The organism is Labrenzia sp. THAF35, from assembly GCF_009363595.1.
Lineage (GTDB): Bacteria > Pseudomonadota > Alphaproteobacteria > Rhizobiales > Stappiaceae > Roseibium > Roseibium algicola.
The window spans coordinates 279,243-294,184 of record NZ_CP045380.1 but is presented as its reverse complement, the minus strand read 5'-3'; the positions used below and the strand labels follow the sequence as shown (position 1 = coordinate 294,184).

General features: G+C 61.0%; 12 protein-coding genes. 7 read left to right on the top strand and 5 right to left on the bottom strand.

The window, feature by feature from the left end:
- Window position 1: 1 nt before the first annotated feature.
- Entirely contained in the window at window positions 2-1,552 is a 1,551-nt protein-coding gene (locus tag FIU93_RS01370; RefSeq protein WP_152504636.1) for a bifunctional aminoglycoside phosphotransferase/ATP-binding protein, read from the bottom strand.
- A 128-nt stretch (window positions 1,553-1,680) separates the two neighbouring features.
- Here FIU93_RS01370 and FIU93_RS01365 point away from each other — a divergent pair, with 128 nt between their 5' ends.
- Window positions 1,681-2,061: a hypothetical protein gene (locus tag FIU93_RS01365; protein WP_055657628.1), complete on the top strand. Its 381-nt coding sequence runs from the start codon at window positions 1,681-1,683 to the stop codon at window positions 2,059-2,061.
- Window positions 2,062-2,442: 381 nt separating this feature from the next.
- A complete protein-coding gene (locus tag FIU93_RS01360; RefSeq protein WP_152504635.1) occupies window positions 2,443-4,107 on the top strand; it encodes a thiamine pyrophosphate-binding protein in 1,665 nt (554 codons plus the stop codon).
- A gap of 74 nt (window positions 4,108-4,181) precedes the next feature.
- Here FIU93_RS01360 and FIU93_RS01355 read toward each other — a convergent pair whose 3' ends face one another.
- Genes FIU93_RS01355 through FIU93_RS01345 form a run of 3 tightly spaced genes read right to left on the bottom strand, consistent with a single transcriptional unit; the run spans window position 4,182 to window position 7,088 of the window.
- Window positions 4,182-5,537: a TRAP transporter large permease subunit gene (locus FIU93_RS01355; protein ID WP_023002155.1), complete on the bottom strand. Its 1,356-nt coding sequence runs from the start codon at window positions 5,535-5,537 to the stop codon at window positions 4,182-4,184.
- A gap of 1 nt (window position 5,538) precedes the next feature.
- Window positions 5,539-6,054 (bottom strand): TRAP transporter small permease subunit, encoded by a 516-nt coding sequence (locus FIU93_RS01350; protein ID WP_023002154.1) that lies wholly within the window; start codon window positions 6,052-6,054, stop codon window positions 5,539-5,541.
- Entirely contained in the window at window positions 6,054-7,088 is a 1,035-nt protein-coding gene (locus FIU93_RS01345; RefSeq protein WP_031269788.1) for a TRAP transporter substrate-binding protein, read from the bottom strand. Before FIU93_RS01345 ends, FIU93_RS01350 begins: the two co-directional genes overlap by 1 nt.
- 384 nt (window positions 7,089-7,472) lie before the next feature.
- Between FIU93_RS01345 and FIU93_RS01340 the strand changes: the two genes are divergently transcribed.
- Window positions 7,473-9,188, top strand: a complete 1,716-nt coding sequence (locus tag FIU93_RS01340) for a thiamine pyrophosphate-requiring protein (protein ID WP_286202395.1) — start codon at window positions 7,473-7,475, stop codon at window positions 9,186-9,188.
- Between the two features lie 164 nt (window positions 9,189-9,352).
- Window positions 9,353-10,228 (top strand): bifunctional allantoicase/(S)-ureidoglycine aminohydrolase, encoded by an 876-nt coding sequence (locus FIU93_RS01335; RefSeq protein ID WP_152507469.1) that lies wholly within the window; start codon window positions 9,353-9,355, stop codon window positions 10,226-10,228.
- Window positions 10,229-10,440: 212 nt separating this feature from the next.
- Here the strand turns inward: FIU93_RS01335 and bhcR are convergent, their stop codons facing one another.
- Window positions 10,441-11,301, bottom strand: a complete 861-nt coding sequence (bhcR, locus tag FIU93_RS01330; RefSeq protein WP_152504634.1) for an HTH-type transcriptional regulator BhcR — start codon at window positions 11,299-11,301, stop codon at window positions 10,441-10,443.
- 170 nt (window positions 11,302-11,471) lie between these two features.
- On the opposite strand from bhcR, the gene bhcA reads away from it, so the two are divergent.
- The 3 genes from bhcA to bhcC all read left to right on the top strand — a co-directional run bounded on the left by bhcA (window position 11,472) and on the right by bhcC (window position 14,912).
- Window positions 11,472-12,662 carry an L-aspartate--glyoxylate aminotransferase BhcA gene (bhcA, locus tag FIU93_RS01325; RefSeq protein ID WP_152504633.1) on the top strand — a complete coding sequence of 397 codons (1,191 nt, stop codon included), beginning with the start codon at window positions 11,472-11,474 and terminating at the stop codon, window positions 12,660-12,662.
- Window positions 12,659-13,651: a beta-hydroxyaspartate dehydratase BhcB gene (bhcB, locus tag FIU93_RS01320; protein ID WP_173017238.1), complete on the top strand. Its 993-nt coding sequence runs from the start codon at window positions 12,659-12,661 to the stop codon at window positions 13,649-13,651. Before bhcA ends, bhcB begins: the two co-directional genes overlap by 4 nt.
- 97 nt (window positions 13,652-13,748) lie before the next feature.
- Window positions 13,749-14,912, top strand: coding sequence for a 3-hydroxy-D-aspartate aldolase BhcC (bhcC, locus tag FIU93_RS01315; RefSeq protein WP_152504632.1), 1,164 nt, complete (start codon window positions 13,749-13,751; stop codon window positions 14,910-14,912).
- Window positions 14,913-14,942: the final 30 nt, after the last annotated feature.

Here is a 14,942-nt window from a genome sequence, read left to right as displayed (position 1 = left end):
TCTACTGGCGGTTCAGGATTTTCCGAACCTGTCCGGCGGTTTCGTCGACATTGCTGCCCGCGTCGATTTCCACCCAGTTCATCTGGCCGAGGTCGTAGCCAAGCTGGGTATCGACAACGTCAGCGTTTGCGTCCGAGGCATCGTCCCCGCGCGCGGAGACCCGGGCTTTCAGGATGTTTGCCGGCGCAGTCAGCCACAGGCCGCAGAAACCGCATTCAACATTATTCGCGATGGCCTCGATACGGTCCCGTTCGCTCTCGGCGGCAAAAACGGCATCGAAGATTGCCGAGTGACCCGCTGCGAGGACGGTCTGAATGGTGTCGTCCAGCGCGTGGTAGACCTTCTGGGACGCCTCCAGCGTATAGGCTTCCGCCGGCGCCTTTTCCGTTTCTTCAATGCCCAGCAGGCGCTTTCGCATCACGTCCGTGCGCAGCACGCGCGCGCCGGGTGCCCGGCCGATGCCGGGGGCAATTTCGTAGGCAAGCGTGGTCTTGCCGGTGCCGGAAAGGCCGCCGATGGCAACCAGTTGTGGGCGTGAGGGATCCAGAAAGTCCACTGCGTGGCGGAAATAGGCCTGGGCCTGGTCGCGCTCACGTTGTTTCTGGTTCGGGTCCGATTGGTTGAGAGCGGAGCTGGCCGCGATCTTGGAGCGGATCGCCGCGCGCATCATCAGGTAGAAGGGCAGGGCTGCCAGGCCCTCCGAATGCGTGTCCAGGCGGCTCTTGTCCATGTAGCGGTTGAACACCCGGTTGGCCGCACGCTGTTGACCCCGGTCCCACAGGTCCATCAGCAGGAAGGCGAGATCGTAGAGAACATCGCCGGTAGCAATCGCATCTGAAAATTCAACCGCATCGAACAGGACCGGGGTGTCATCAACCATGACGATGTTGCGAAGGTGGGCGTCTCCGTGGCAACGACGGACAAGGCCCTGTTCGCCCCGGCGCAGGATCAGCTCGTGCAGAGCAGACAAGACAGTGCGGGAAGTCTCGGTCAGATGCCGGACCACCTCGGCTTCGAACAGATCGGGGTGCTCGCGAAAGGCGGCGTCGTTCTGCTCCACATAGCTTGCAAGCTCCGCGTAGAAGCCGTTGCCCTGCCGCAGAGGCGCGACGTCATGAGCAGTCACCATCATGTCCGCCAGCCTGTCCGTCAGAGTGTCCGGAAGCGGGCTGGTTCCTGCGACGGAGTCCAGTTCGTGCTGTCGCTCGAACCGGTTCATTTCAACTGCCCATTCGATGGGCTCTCCAGTGCCGCCAAGATCCAGCGTGCCATCTGCCTCCCGCGTCACAGGCAAGGCCTGCCGGTAGATCTGAGGTGCGTTCGGCTGGTTGTAGGTTATTTCCGCCTTGCAGGCTTCTTCGCGCAAGGGCAACGTCGAATAGTCGAGAAAGGGAAACTTGACCGACCGTTTGACCTTGTAGGCCTTGCTGCCCACCAGAAAGACGATATTGGCATGGGTGTCGATCCGCTTCACCTCGGGCCGCGCCGGATCGTCGGACGGCAGGCTGCCGAGGAACTCGAGCGCCTGGTTCTGGGTTTCGGCCTGATCCATCTTCCGTCCCTTTTGCTGACACATGGCAATACATGCCTCACATGCAAACCACCCGGTTTGATCCTTCTCAATGTGAGGTGCCCCGGATGTGGCACAAATAAACCGGATTGTCAGTAAAGGAGGGCCCCATGAGCGACTATCCGGCTTTGAAGAAGATCAGGTTGAACCTGGCCAGAACCAAGGATTTCCCGCAAGGTTCGGCGAACCACGGTTATGAATTCACCGCTCCGCTTGACGAAACCGGCCATATCGACGCCGGTCTTTGGAAGAAGCAGCGCGACCATTGCCGTGTGCGGCGATTCTGGGGCGCCGAGGAAGAGGAAGTCGGCCACCTCATCCACCGTCCGGGTGGCTCCTGGGCTTTCCATTACGATATCGACGGCGAGGACGACGACGAGGCGGGCTACCGTTTCGGCGCTCATGCCTTCAACCCGGGTGAATACGTCTCCATCAAGGACGAGGATGGCGAGATGCACACCTTCCAGGTGGTGACGGTTCAGTCGATCTGAGATCAGCTTCCCATAACAAGACATAACAACGAATGGGGGCAGGGGTGCCGGGAAACCGGTGCCCCTTTTTGTTTGCAGCGCCGATGCTTACCGGCAAGGCTGGCCATGACATGAGGCCCATCCTTCGAGACAGCACTTCGCGCTTCCTCAGGATGAGGACTGTGTGTGGCACAATCAGGCGGCCTTACAACACATTCAACCTCATCCTGAGGAGCGCGTTTGTGCGTGTCTCGAAGGATGGGCTGCAAGTCCGTTGTCGGAGATATATTATTCTAAATCGGAATGACCCTATTGCCAATTAATCTGATTTTCGCCTCTAACAGGCGGGATTTTCATACGCTATAGAATGAACAGATCATCTTTCTCGTAAGGACCCGGAACATGGACCAGAAGACCGGCGGTGAATTGTTGGTGGAGGCGCTGGAGCGCAACGGGGCAGAGCGCGTGTTCTGTGTGCCCGGCGAAAGTTACCTTGCCGTGCTTGATGCGCTTTACGATGCGTCGATCCCGGTCACGGTCTGCCGCCAGGAAGGCGGGGCTGCAATGATGGCCGATGCCTGGGGCAAGCTCACCGGCAAGCCGGGCATCTGCATGGTGACCCGCGGTCCGGGGGCCACCAACGCTTCTGCCGGTGTTCACGTGGCTGCGCAGGATTCCACGCCGATGATCCTGTTCATCGGACAGATCGAGCGTGGCATGCGCGAGCGTGAAGCGTTCCAGGAAATCGACTACCGCCAAATGTTCGGTGGCATCGCCAAATGGGTTGCGGAGATCGATCACGCGGATCGCGTACCGGAGTTCATTTCGCGCGCCTACCATGTTGCCACGTCCGGCCGTCCGGGACCGGTGGTTCTGGCGCTACCGGAAGACATGCTGGTCGAAAAGGCGGATGCCCCGCAGCCGCCTGCGTGGACCCAGGTCGAAACGCATCCGGGCCTCACCCAGATGGCGGACCTGCAGAAGCGCCTTTGGGCGGCTGAGCGGCCGATCGCCATTCTGGGCGGCAGCCGCTGGTCGGAAGAGGCCGTCGCCGGCTTTACCCGCTTTGCCGAGCGTTTCGACCTGCCGGTTGCCTGCTCGTTCCGCCGCCAGATGCTGTTCGACAACCTGCATCCGAACTATGCCGGCGATGTCGGCATCGGCATCAATCCGAAGCTGTTGGCACGGGTCAAGTCCTCCGATCTGATCCTGCTTGTCGGTGGCCGCTTGTCGGAAATGCCGAGCCAGTCCTATTCGCTGCTCGACATTCCCTCTCCCACGCAGCAACTGGTTCATGTCCATCCGGACGCCGAGGAACTCGGCCGGGTCTACCGGCCGGCGCAGGCAATTCATGCCAGCCCGACTGCCTTCTGCAAGGCGGCCGAAGGCCTTCAGCCGCCGTCCGAACTGAAGGGCGCAGGCGAAGCGGCCAAGGCCCATCAGGATTATCTGGACTGGTCCGGTGCCCGGCCACAGGTGCCCGGCAACCTCCAGATGGCCGGCGTCATGGAATGGCTGGAAGCCAACCTGCCGGAAGATGCGGTCTGCACCAATGGGGCCGGCAACTACGCCACCTGGCTGCACCGCTTCCACCGGTTCCGTCGCTACGCCACCCAGGCAGCGCCGACGAGCGGCTCCATGGGGTATGGCCTGCCGGCAGCCGTTGCCGCCAAGCTTGCCTTTCCGGAGCGCGAAGTGGTCTGTTTTGCAGGCGATGGCTGCCTGCAGATGACCATGCAGGAGTTTGGCACCGCCTGTCAGGACGGCGCCAACATCATCGTGCTTGTGATCGACAACGGCATGTACGGCACCATCCGCATGCATCAGGAACGCACCTATCCCGGCCGCCCGTCGGCAACCAAGCTGGTCAATCCGGATTTCGCAGCGCTTGCCCGCAGCTATGGTGCCTTCGGTGAGACGGTCGAGACGACAGACGCTTTCGGTCCTGCATACGAACGTGCCCGTGCCGCCGGCACACCCGCAATCCTGCATCTGAAGCTGGACCCGGAGGCCATCACCCCGGCCGCAAGCCTCAGCCAGATCCGCGCGGCGGCGCAGGGAAAGTAACAGCTCAGCCTTGAACGAAAAAAGCACGCCCGTTACCCGGGCGTGCTTTTTCATTTATAGGGTGTTTTCGATGCCTACCTCAGCACCTGCGGCAGCCACAGGGTGATGATCGGAAAACAGACCAGCAGGATTACGCGCAGGATCTCGGCACAGAAGAACGGCGCAACGCCCTTGAAGGTCTCGATCATCGGCGTTTCCCGGTCGAGCGAGGAGATGACGAAGACATTCATGCCGACCGGTGGCGTGATCAGGCCGAGTTCGACCACGATCAGGGCGAGTACGCCGAACCAGATCTTCAGGTCCTCCGTGCTCATGCCGAAGCCTGCCCCTTCCGCTCCCTGGTAGATGCCGCCGTTGATCTCGACCAGAACCGGCCAGAAGAACGGGATCACCAGAAGGATCATCGACAGGCTGTCCATCAGGCAGCCGAGCAGGATGAGCGCGATCAGCAGCAGGATCAGCACCGTCATCGGTTCGAGTCCGGAATTGGCGATCCAGGAAGCGGTTTCCTGAGGCAGGCCAACGCGGGACATGAAGATCTTGAGGAGTTCCGCCCCAAGGATGATCAGATAGATCATGCCTGAAGTGGACGCGGTTTCCTTGAGCGCCTGAATGAAGTCGTGGCCGGACAGCTTGCGCTGCAACAGCCCGAACAGCAGGACCAGAAAAACGCCGACGGCGGCTGCCGGTGTCGGGTTGAAGAACCCGAAGTAGATGCCGCCGATGACCAGCCCGAAGATGATCAGCACCGGGATCATGCCGGCAGTCGCCTCCAGGAATTCCTTGCGGTCGGCAACACCTCCCTTGGGCCCGGCTTCCGGCTTGATGGTGACATAGAGGGCGATGGTCAGAAGGAAGAGAACCACTGCCAGCAGGCCTGGCAGAAATGCTGCCATGAACATGGTGACGATGTTTGCTTCCACGATGATGGCATAGATGATCAGGACGACCGAGGGCGGGATCAGGATGCCGAGCACGCCGCCCGCGGCGAGCGTTCCCGTCGCCAGCGCACCGGAATAATTGTAGCGCTTGAGTTCCGGCAGGGCGACCTTGCCCATGGTGGAAGCGGTTGCAAGCGACGAGCCGCAGACCGCACCGAACCCGGCGCAGCCGGCGATGGCCGCCATGGCCGTGCCGCCGCGCAGCCAGCCGAGCCAGGCATTCGCCCCCCGGAACAGAGCCTGGCTCAGGCCGGTCTTCGAGGCGATCGCCCCCATCAGGACGAACATCGGCACGACGGAAAGGTCGTAGATGGAGAACTGGCCGTAGGCGAGGGTCTTCAGCTGGCTGAGGACAAGGGCGGGGCCGTTCAGCATCATGGTGCCGACACCGCCTACAAGGATCATCGCATAGGCAATGGGCATGCGGATCGCGATCAGGGCGATCAGCACCACGAGAGCGCCAAGCCCGAGGACAAGTGCGTCCGTCATTCTAGTGGTGTCCTCTCGACAGCGCGGTCATGTCCTGCAGCAGCGTGACCAGCGCGGCCAGTGCCAGCAGCGCAAGCGATATCAGGATCGGCACGAAGGCCATCCAGTGCGGGATCTGCAGGATGGTGGTTGTGTAGTCGTAGTCCTTCTGGTCCAGCATGCCGTAATACATGCGCCAGATCAGCAGCAGCGCGAACACAAGGGCAACCAGTGACCCGAGCAGGGTGAAGAAGGCAATCACCCGTCTGGACGCGCCGGCGGTGAAGATGTCCGCCGAGACGTTTGCACCGACAAGCTGGCAATAGGGCAGGAACGCGAAGACCGCGATGGCCACGCCCATTTCGGTCAGCTCGAAATCGCCCGGAAAAGGTGTGCCGAAAACCGAGCCGATGATCGACAGCATGTTGACAGCGACGACCAGCAACAGCACGCCGCCGCCAAGGAGGGCCCAGAGCGTTATCAGGCGGCTGGCAGCCCCGGTGAACCCGGAGCTGCTGGCTTTGAGAGTGTTCGACATCAGTTGGCCGAGTGGCTGGCCACCGCTGCGCGGGCCTTTTCAACCAGCGCGGCACCGTCGATACCCTTTGCGGAGACTTCCTCGACCCAGCGGTCGGCGACGGGGGCCAGCGCCTGACGGAAAGCTTCGGTCTCTTCCTCGGTCAAGGTGATGTGCGTGTTGCCCGCCTTGGTGGCCAGACCGATCCCGAAATCATCCGATGCAGCCCAGATTTCGCCAACCTTCACGATCCACTCGGGACCGGAAGCATCACGAAAGGCCTTCTGAATGTCTTCCGGCAGACCATTCCAGCGTTCCTGGTTCATGGAAACCTGGAAGGTGGTGGTGCCGAAACGCTCCTTGTCGACGCCTTCGATCTGGTATTCGGTCTGCTCCTGGATCTTCAGCGGCGGAATGATTTCCCACGGAATGAACGCGCCGTCGATAACACCCTTCTGCAGCGCAGGCGGCAGTTCCGGAACCGGCATGGCGACCGGCGAAGCGCCGAGCGCCTCGATCACCCAGGCACCTGTTCGGGTCGGGATGCGGATCTTCTTGCCGGCGAGGTCTGCCGGGGAGTGAACTTCTGTGTCGCGCATGTGAATGGCCTGGCCGGCATGCACATGCAGGAACATTACTTCAACGCCCTTGTACTCGTCCTTCAGGTCCGTTTCGTACAAATCCATCAGCGCCTGGTTTGTGGCCGCCGGATCGTTGGTGTGAATGCCCGGAAGTTCGAACACCTCGGTGCGCGGGAAGAGGCCAGGCGTATAGCCGTTCACGGTCCAGACCAGATCGACCACGCCGTCACGCACCTGGTTGATCAGTTCGGGCGGACGGCCGCCAAGCGTCATGGCCGGATAGATTTCGATATGGACCTTGCCACCGGAATTTTCTTCCACCTGCTTGGCCCACGGCACCAGCATCTGCGTGTGCGCAGGGGCTTTCTCGCCCAGAAAGTGGTGCAGCTTGAATTCGTAATCGGCCGCGGCTGCGGACGATGCGCCGGCGGCGATCATGGCAGCGGCCAGAAACGCGTTCTTGAGAATGCTCATGTTGTCTCCTCCCATCGGAAGCTCTTGTCGACTCCCGGTCTGTAACTTGCTGGCCAACCTTCAATGTGTGCGATCGTGGAACGCCCTTCAACGAAGTCGGAAGACCTTTCGGGCACACCTCTTGCAGATTTGCGGCCAGCAGGGAACGTAGCTCCGCGATCATCTTCACTAATTAGTTTGGTAATGTAAAATGAGATAATAGCCATTATACTTTCCAATTTTGGAAAGAAAATTCCTTGTTCCCATAGCCGTTTTTTATCGTCTAGGGTGCGCGTCAAAGCAGATGCGAAGGCGGCGGTTCGCGGAGGGGCTCCTCTCCCGCAAGAGCCTGAATTGCCTCGCAATTTCTGCATTCTGCATCCAAAAGGAACATGGGAGGACGGCATGGCCGACAGGATGGACAGCACCGCGATTACCGCGGGTGGAGCGGTGTTCGGCAAGTTGAAGGCGCTCGGTGTCGACTATGTCTTCGCAAATTCCGGCACAGATTTTCCACCGATCATCGAGGGACTGATCGAGGCAACGCAGAACGGGCTCGACCTTCCGGTGCCGATCACGGTGCCGCACGAACATGTTGCCGTGGGTATGGCGCACGGCTTTTACCAGATCTCCGGCAGGATCCAGTCCGTCATGCTGCACACCAACGTGGGGCTCTCCAACGGCATTACCGGCGCCATCAACGCCTGGTGCGATCAAATCCCCGTACTGATGATGTCCGGTCGCACGCCGGTGATGGAAGCCGGCCGCTTTGGCGCGCGCACGGTGCCGATCGGCTGGGGACAGGAAATGTTCGACCAGACCGCGCTGATCCGCGAAGTCACCAAGTGGGACTACGAGTTGCGTTTTCCCGAGCAGATCGCGGATCTCTTCGACCGGGGCTGGGCGATTGCCAATTCCACGCCCAAGGGCCCCGTCTATCTCAGCCTGCCGCGTGAAGTTCTGTGCGAGCAAACTCCGCCGGACGGCCTTGATACCCCGTCGAAACAGGCACCGGTCATCGCAGCGCCGGATCCCTCGTCCCTGAAACGGGCAGCAGACCTGCTGGCGCAGGCCAAAAGCCCGCTGATCATCAGTCAGCGAGGAGCCGGATCGGAAGAGGCCTTTGCGGCCCTCGGACGGTTCCTGACGGACTGGGCCCTGCCGCTGTCGCATTATTGGGCAAACCAGCTTTCCGTGCCCCTGTCGCATCCGATGCAGGTCGGTGCGTCGCCGGAAGCCCTGCTTGCCGAGGCGGACGTGGTGCTGGTGATGAACTCTCTGGCACCCTGGTGGCCGGACAAGGTCGCCCTTCGCGATGATGTCACCGTGATCCAGCTGGGGCCGGATCCCCTGTTCACCCGCACGCCGATCCGGAACTTCCAGGCGGATGTGACCCTGGCAGGAGAAACCGCGCAAACGCTGCTGGCCCTGATTGCCGAAATGCAGAGCCGTCCGCGTGACGAAGCCGTTTTGAACGCCCGCAGACATCGTATTGCCGAACTGTCGTCCGCCAATCGTGCGGAGGTTGTCGCCCGGGCCAAGCGCGGCAATGCCGGCCCGATGAGCAAGGACTGGGTCAGTCTTTGCCTTGGCCGCGCCATCAAGGGGCGGAAGGCCACGATCTTCCATGAGCTTGGTTGTCCGCTCGAGCCGCTCGACCTGGAGCAGCCGAACAGCTACTTCCAGGAACCGCATTCCGGGGGGCTAGGATGGGGTCTCGCGGCGGCGCTTGGCGCACAGCTTGCCGACCGCGACCGTCTGGTTTTCGCAACCATCGGCGACGGCAGCTACATGTTCGCCAACCCGACGGCCTGCCACATGGTTGCCGAGGCGCATGAGTTGCCGGTGATCACGCTTGTGCTGAACAACGAAGAGTGGGGCGCGGTGCGTCACTCGGTGGTGGGCACTTACAAGGATGGTCTTGCCAGCAAGGCCAACGATGTGCCGCTGACGTCCCTTCGGCCAAGCCCGGATTTCACCAGAACCGCGGAGGCCAGCCGCGCCTACACCGAAACGGTGACGGAAGGCGACGCGCTGCCGGCAGCGCTGGAACGTGCCATCAAGGTGGCGACGGAGGAAAAGCGGCAAGTTCTGCTCAACATCGCCATCGCGCGGGCTTGAGGCGCGGGTTCAATTGATCGGAAGAATAAGAAAATCAAGGGACGATTATCTTGTTTTTCCGAAAGGAGCTCTTCGGACATGCCCCGTGGTCCGGCCTCGAAAGGCAGGTCATAGTTCCCGGTAACTGGTTTTGTTGAAGAAGAAGGTTGGCCGTGTCCCAGTCCATGCCCCCAAGATCCTATTACGCGCCGACCGGCGGTCATCCCGGTCAGGAAACACTCCTGACAGACCGGGCTGTCTTTACCGATGCCTATGCGGTCATCCCGAAAGGCACCATGCGTGACATCGTCACCAGCTATCTGCCGTTCTGGGACAAGACCCGCCTGTGGGTGCTGTCGCGCCCATTGTCAGGTTTTGCCGAAACCTTCTCTCAATACATCGTTGAGGTGTCGCCGGGTGGCGGCTCTGACCGGCCGGAGACAGACCCTTCCGCCGAAGGCGTGCTGTTCGTTGTCGAAGGCGAAGCTGTTCTGACAGCTGAAGGACAGCGATACGACCTGAGGCCCGGAAGCTACGCCTTCCTGCCGCCGCAAACCGACTGGAGCCTGAAGAACACAGGCAGTGAACCGGTGCGGTTCCACTGGGTTCGCAAGGCGTTCGAGCCTGTTGAGGGCCTGGAGCGACCGACACTTTTCGTCACCCACGAAAACGACATCGAACCGCGGGCAATGCCCGGCACAGACGGTAAATGGGCGACGACCCGCTTCGTCGATCCGGAAGACGTGCGCCACGACATGCACGTCAACATCGTCACCTTCCAGCCGGGTGCCGTCATCCCGTTTGCGGAAACCCATGTGATGGAGCACGGGCTTTATGTCCTGGAAGGCAAGGCGGTCTATCGCCTCAACCAGGACTGGGTCGAGGTGGAAGCCGGCGACTACATGTGGCTACGCGCCTTCTGCCCGCAGGCCTGCTATGCCGGTGGCCCGGGCCCGTTCCGCTACCTCCTTTACAAGGACGTCAACCGCCACATGAAGCTACAGGCGGCAGGCCGTTTCGAGGCCGGTGCCCGGCAGAGCTTCCGCAGCGCCGCGGAGTAAAGAGAAAAGCCCCTTCCTCCTTGCACCCTCATCCTGAGGAGCCGCTTCAGCGGCGTCTCGAAGGATGGGCGGCACACTCCGGAATAAGCGGCCCATCCTTCGAGACGGACCTGACGGTTCTCCTCAGGATGAGGGAGAGGGTGGGATTGGCCGCTTCAGGGTGTGGGTGTAACGAACTCCTCTGGATCGGGTCGGGAGTGAAGCAAGCGCCCTCATCCCACGGTCTTCGTTTGCGGCGGAGCGATTTCGCCGCCGAGGGCGGCGGTCAGTGCTGCGGCCGCCGCCTTCACCGCTTCTGCGAAGGGCGCGATCCTGTCCGGGCTGACCCGGCTGGTCGGGCCCGAGACGGACAGACCGGCGACAGCTTCGCCATAGTGATTGAACACGGGTGCCGCGATGCAGCGCATTCCGAGGTTCTTTTCTTCCCCGTCGATCGAGAACCCGCGTGCACGGATCGCTTCCAGGTCCGCGGCCAGCAGGCCCGCGTCACACAATGTGTGCTCGGTGAAGCGTTCCCGGTCGGTCTGCTTCAGGATACGCTTGCATTGATCCTCGTCCATGAAAGCCAGAAGCGCCTTGCCGATGCCGGAGGCATGCAGCGGTGACAAGGTGCCGGGCGGGAAAAAGGCGCGAATGCTTTCGTGGGTTTCGACCTGGCTGACAAACAGCACCTGGTCCGCCTGTGCCACACCAAGATTGGCCGTTTCCCCTGTCTGCTCCATCAGGGAGCGCAGGACAGGACGCGCCCGTTCCACCAGACTGGTGCGCCTTAAAAATCGTGCGCCGATGATGAAGGCGCCCGGACCTATGTGCCAGAGCTGCTGCGCCTGGTCGAATTCCACCAGGCCACGTGTCTCCAGCGTGAACAGGATGCGATAGAGCGTTGCCGTGGATTCTCCAAGCTGATCCGACAGGGCTGAAAGAGAGACGCCGGACTGGGTGCTTAGATGCTCGAACACCGCCATCGCCCGGTCGAGCGACTTGATGGTGTTCTGTTCGGTCTTGTCGTCCCAGGCACGTGGTCGCCCACGGGCGCGTCTGGTGGCGGAACTATCGGATTTGAGATCTGTCATCAGCTCATTTTTTCGGAATTTGAAAAATCAATTCACCATATGAAAAATATAACACACTGACAAGATTGGCAATTTCTACAAAATCTATTTTTGAAAAAATATTTTAAAAAAATTGCGGAGCTCCGCCCCTGCACGGTACCGTTTCTCAAAATCCATAAGAGGAAACGGCCATGAGCTTCCAAAATCCTGTTTTCATTCCCGGCCCCACCAACATGCCGGAAGCGCTCCGCAGAGCGTGCGACATGCCGACCCTGGACCATCGCTCGCCGCTGTTCGGACAGATCCTGCAGCCCGCGCTTGCAGGCGTCAAAAAGGTGCTGAAGACGGAAACCGCCGAGGTGTTCCTGTTTCCGTCGACCGGAACCGGCGGCTGGGAAACCGCGATCACCAACTGCTTGAGCCCCGGCGACAAGATCCTGGCTGCCCGCAACGGCATGTTCAGCCATCGCTGGATCGACATGTGCCAGCGCCACGGCCTGAAGGTTGAGGTTGTCGAGGCAGCCTGGGGCACGGGGTTGCCGGCGGACCGCTACGAGGAAATACTCGCCGCGGACACAAACCACGAGATCAAGGCGGTGCTGGCAACCCACAACGAAACCGCGACCGGCGTCAAATCCGACATTGCCGCGGTGCGCCGCGCGCTGAATGCCGCGAAGCACCCGGCGCTGCTCTTTGTCGATGGCGTCAGCTCGATTGCCTCGATGGATTTCCGCATGGATGAATGGGGTGTCGATGCAGCGGTCACGGGCTCCCAGAAAGGCTTCATGTTGCCACCGGGGCTCGCCATCATCGCCCTGTCGCCAAAGGCACAGGCCGCCGTTGAAAGCGCCCGGTTGCCGCGCACCTTCTTCGATGTTCGCGACATGATGAAAGCCTACGCCAACAACGCCTATCCCTATACGCCGGCCGTCGGTCTGATGAACGGGTTGAAGCAGAGCTGCGACATGCTGCTGGCAGAGGGCCTCGACAATGTCTTTGCCCGGCACCACCGCATTGCAGAAGGCGTGCGCGCCGCGGTCCGGGCCTGGGGCCTGGAGCTTTGCGCGCAGACACCGGACGTCTATTCGGATTCGGTCAGCGCGATCCGTACGCCTGAAGGTTTCAACGCCACCGGCATCGTTACCCACGCCGCCGCGAAATACGGCGTCGCCTTCGGTGTCGGCCTCGGAGAGGTCGCAGGCAAGGTGTTCCGTATCGGCCACCTGGGTAGCCTGACCGACGTCATGATGCTGTCGGGGCTGGCGACTGCCGAAATGGTCATGGCCGATCTCGGCCTCGACATCCAACTGGGCTCCGGTGTTGCGGCCGCCCAGGAAGTCTATCGCAGTGACAGCGCCATTGCCTCGAAGGAAGCCGCATGAAAACCGACGCCTTGACCCAGTACATCCCGACTCTCGAGGACATGCTCGTCGCTCATGAGCGCATCAAGCCGCATATCCACCGGACGCCGGTTCTGACCTCCTCGTTCCTGAACGAGCTGACCGGTGCGGAACTGTTCTTCAAATGCGAGAACTTCCAGAAGGCAGGTGCCTTCAAGGTGCGCGGTGCATCCAACGCCGTCTTCGGTCTGGACGAGGAAACCGCCAAGGCCGGTGTGGCGACCCATTCGTCCGGCAACCACGCGCTCAGCCTGTCCTATGCGGCAGGCCGGCGGGGCATTCCGTGCCACGTGGTCATGCCGAGAACGGCGCCACAGGCCAAGAAGGATGCCGTTCGTGGGTACGGCGGCATCATCACCGAGTGTGAACCGTCCACCTCCAGCCGTGAAGCGGTCTTTGCCGAGGTCGAGGCCCGGACCGGAGCGGAATTCGTTCATCCCTACAATGACCCGCGTGTCATCGCCGGTCAGGGCACCTGTTCCAAGGAATTGATGGAGCAGACAGATGGTCTTGATGCGGTTGTCGCACCGATCGGCGGTGGCGGCATGGTCTCAGGTACCTGCCTGACCCTGTCGAACCTGGCGCCCGAAGTGAAGATCTTTGCTGCCGAACCGGAGCAGGCAGATGATGCTGCCCGCAGTTTCAAGGCGGGTCACATCATTGCCGACGACGCTCCGGAAACTGTTGCCGACGGGCTGAAGGTGCCGCTCAAGGAGCTGACCTGGCACTTCGTCTCGAACCACGTCACCGACATCCTGACTGCGTCGGAACAGGAAATCGTCGACGCCATGCGCCTGATCTGGGCGCGGATGAAGATCGTCATGGAACCGTCTTCCGCCGTGCCGCTGGCAACCATCCTGAAGAACAGGGACATCTTTGCCCGCAAACGTGTCGGCATCATCATCACCGGCGGCAATGTCGATCTCGGCAAGCTGCCCTGGAGCATCCTGCGTTCCGAGGACCGCAGCTAAGATGCTCCATCGCTCTAAAAACGATCAACTTTTCAGCTTTCGGATGAATTCCGAAAGCTGGTTGATCTGGAATGCCTGAGCCATTTGGAGAAGAAAAATGAACGCACAAACCGGATTTGAAAAACTCGAAGTCGGCTTCGACATTCCGGCCCTTCCGGGCATGGACGAGGCCGATATCCAGACGCCTTGCCTGGTGCTCGATCTCGATGCACTGGAGCGCAACATCAAGAAGATGGGCGACTACGCCAAGGCCCACGGCATGCGTCACCGGGTGCATGGCAAGATGCACAAGTCGGTCGATGTCGCAAAACTGCAGGAACGGCTCGGCGGTGCTGTCGGGGTCTGCTGCCAGAAGGTTTCGGAAGCCGAGGTCTTTGCCCGTGGCGGTATCAAGGACATCCTGGTGTCGAACCAGGTTCGCGACAAGGCCAAGATCGATCGTCTGGCCCGGCTGCCCAAATTTGGCTGCCGCACGATCGTCTGTGTCGATGATCTTGCCAATGTTGCCGATCTGTCTGAATCCGCTGCCAAGCACGGCACCACGCTGGAAGTCTTCATCGAGATCGATTGCGGTGCCGGTCGTTGCGGCGTTACCACCAGCGAGGCAGTCGTCGAAATCGCCAAGGCAGTGGACGCGGCAAGGAACCTGAAGTTCAGCGGCATCCAGGCCTATCAGGGCGCCATGCAGCATATCGACAGCTATGAAGCCCGTAAGGACAAGCTCGACATTGCCATTGCGATGGTCAAGGACGCTGTCGAGGCGTTGAAGAAGGAAGGCCTGGAGCCGGAACTCGTTTCAGGTGGCGGCACGGGCTCCTACTATTTTGAATCCAATTCGGGCGTCTACAACGAGCTGCAATGCGGTTCCTATGCCTTCATGGATGCAGACTACGGCCGCATTCTCGATAAGGACGGCAAGCGCATCGACCAGGGGGAATGGGAAAATGCCTTCTTCATCCTGACCCAGGTGATGAGCCACGCGAAAGCCGACAAGGCGATCTGTGATGCGGGCCTCAAAGCCCAGTCCGTCGACAGCGGTCTGCCGTTCATCTACGGCCGCAACGATGTCGAATACATCAAGTGCTCGGACGAGCACGGTGTCATTGCCGACCCGAAGGGTGTTCTGCAGGTGGGCGAGAAGCTGAAGCTGGTACCCGGCCACTGCGACCCGACCGCCAACGTCCACGACTGGTATGTCGGCGTGCGGGGCGGCAAGGTCGAGACGGTCTGGCCGGTCTCGGCCCGCGGCAAGGCTTACTGAATACTACGAGCTCCCAACTGTTCGTCATTG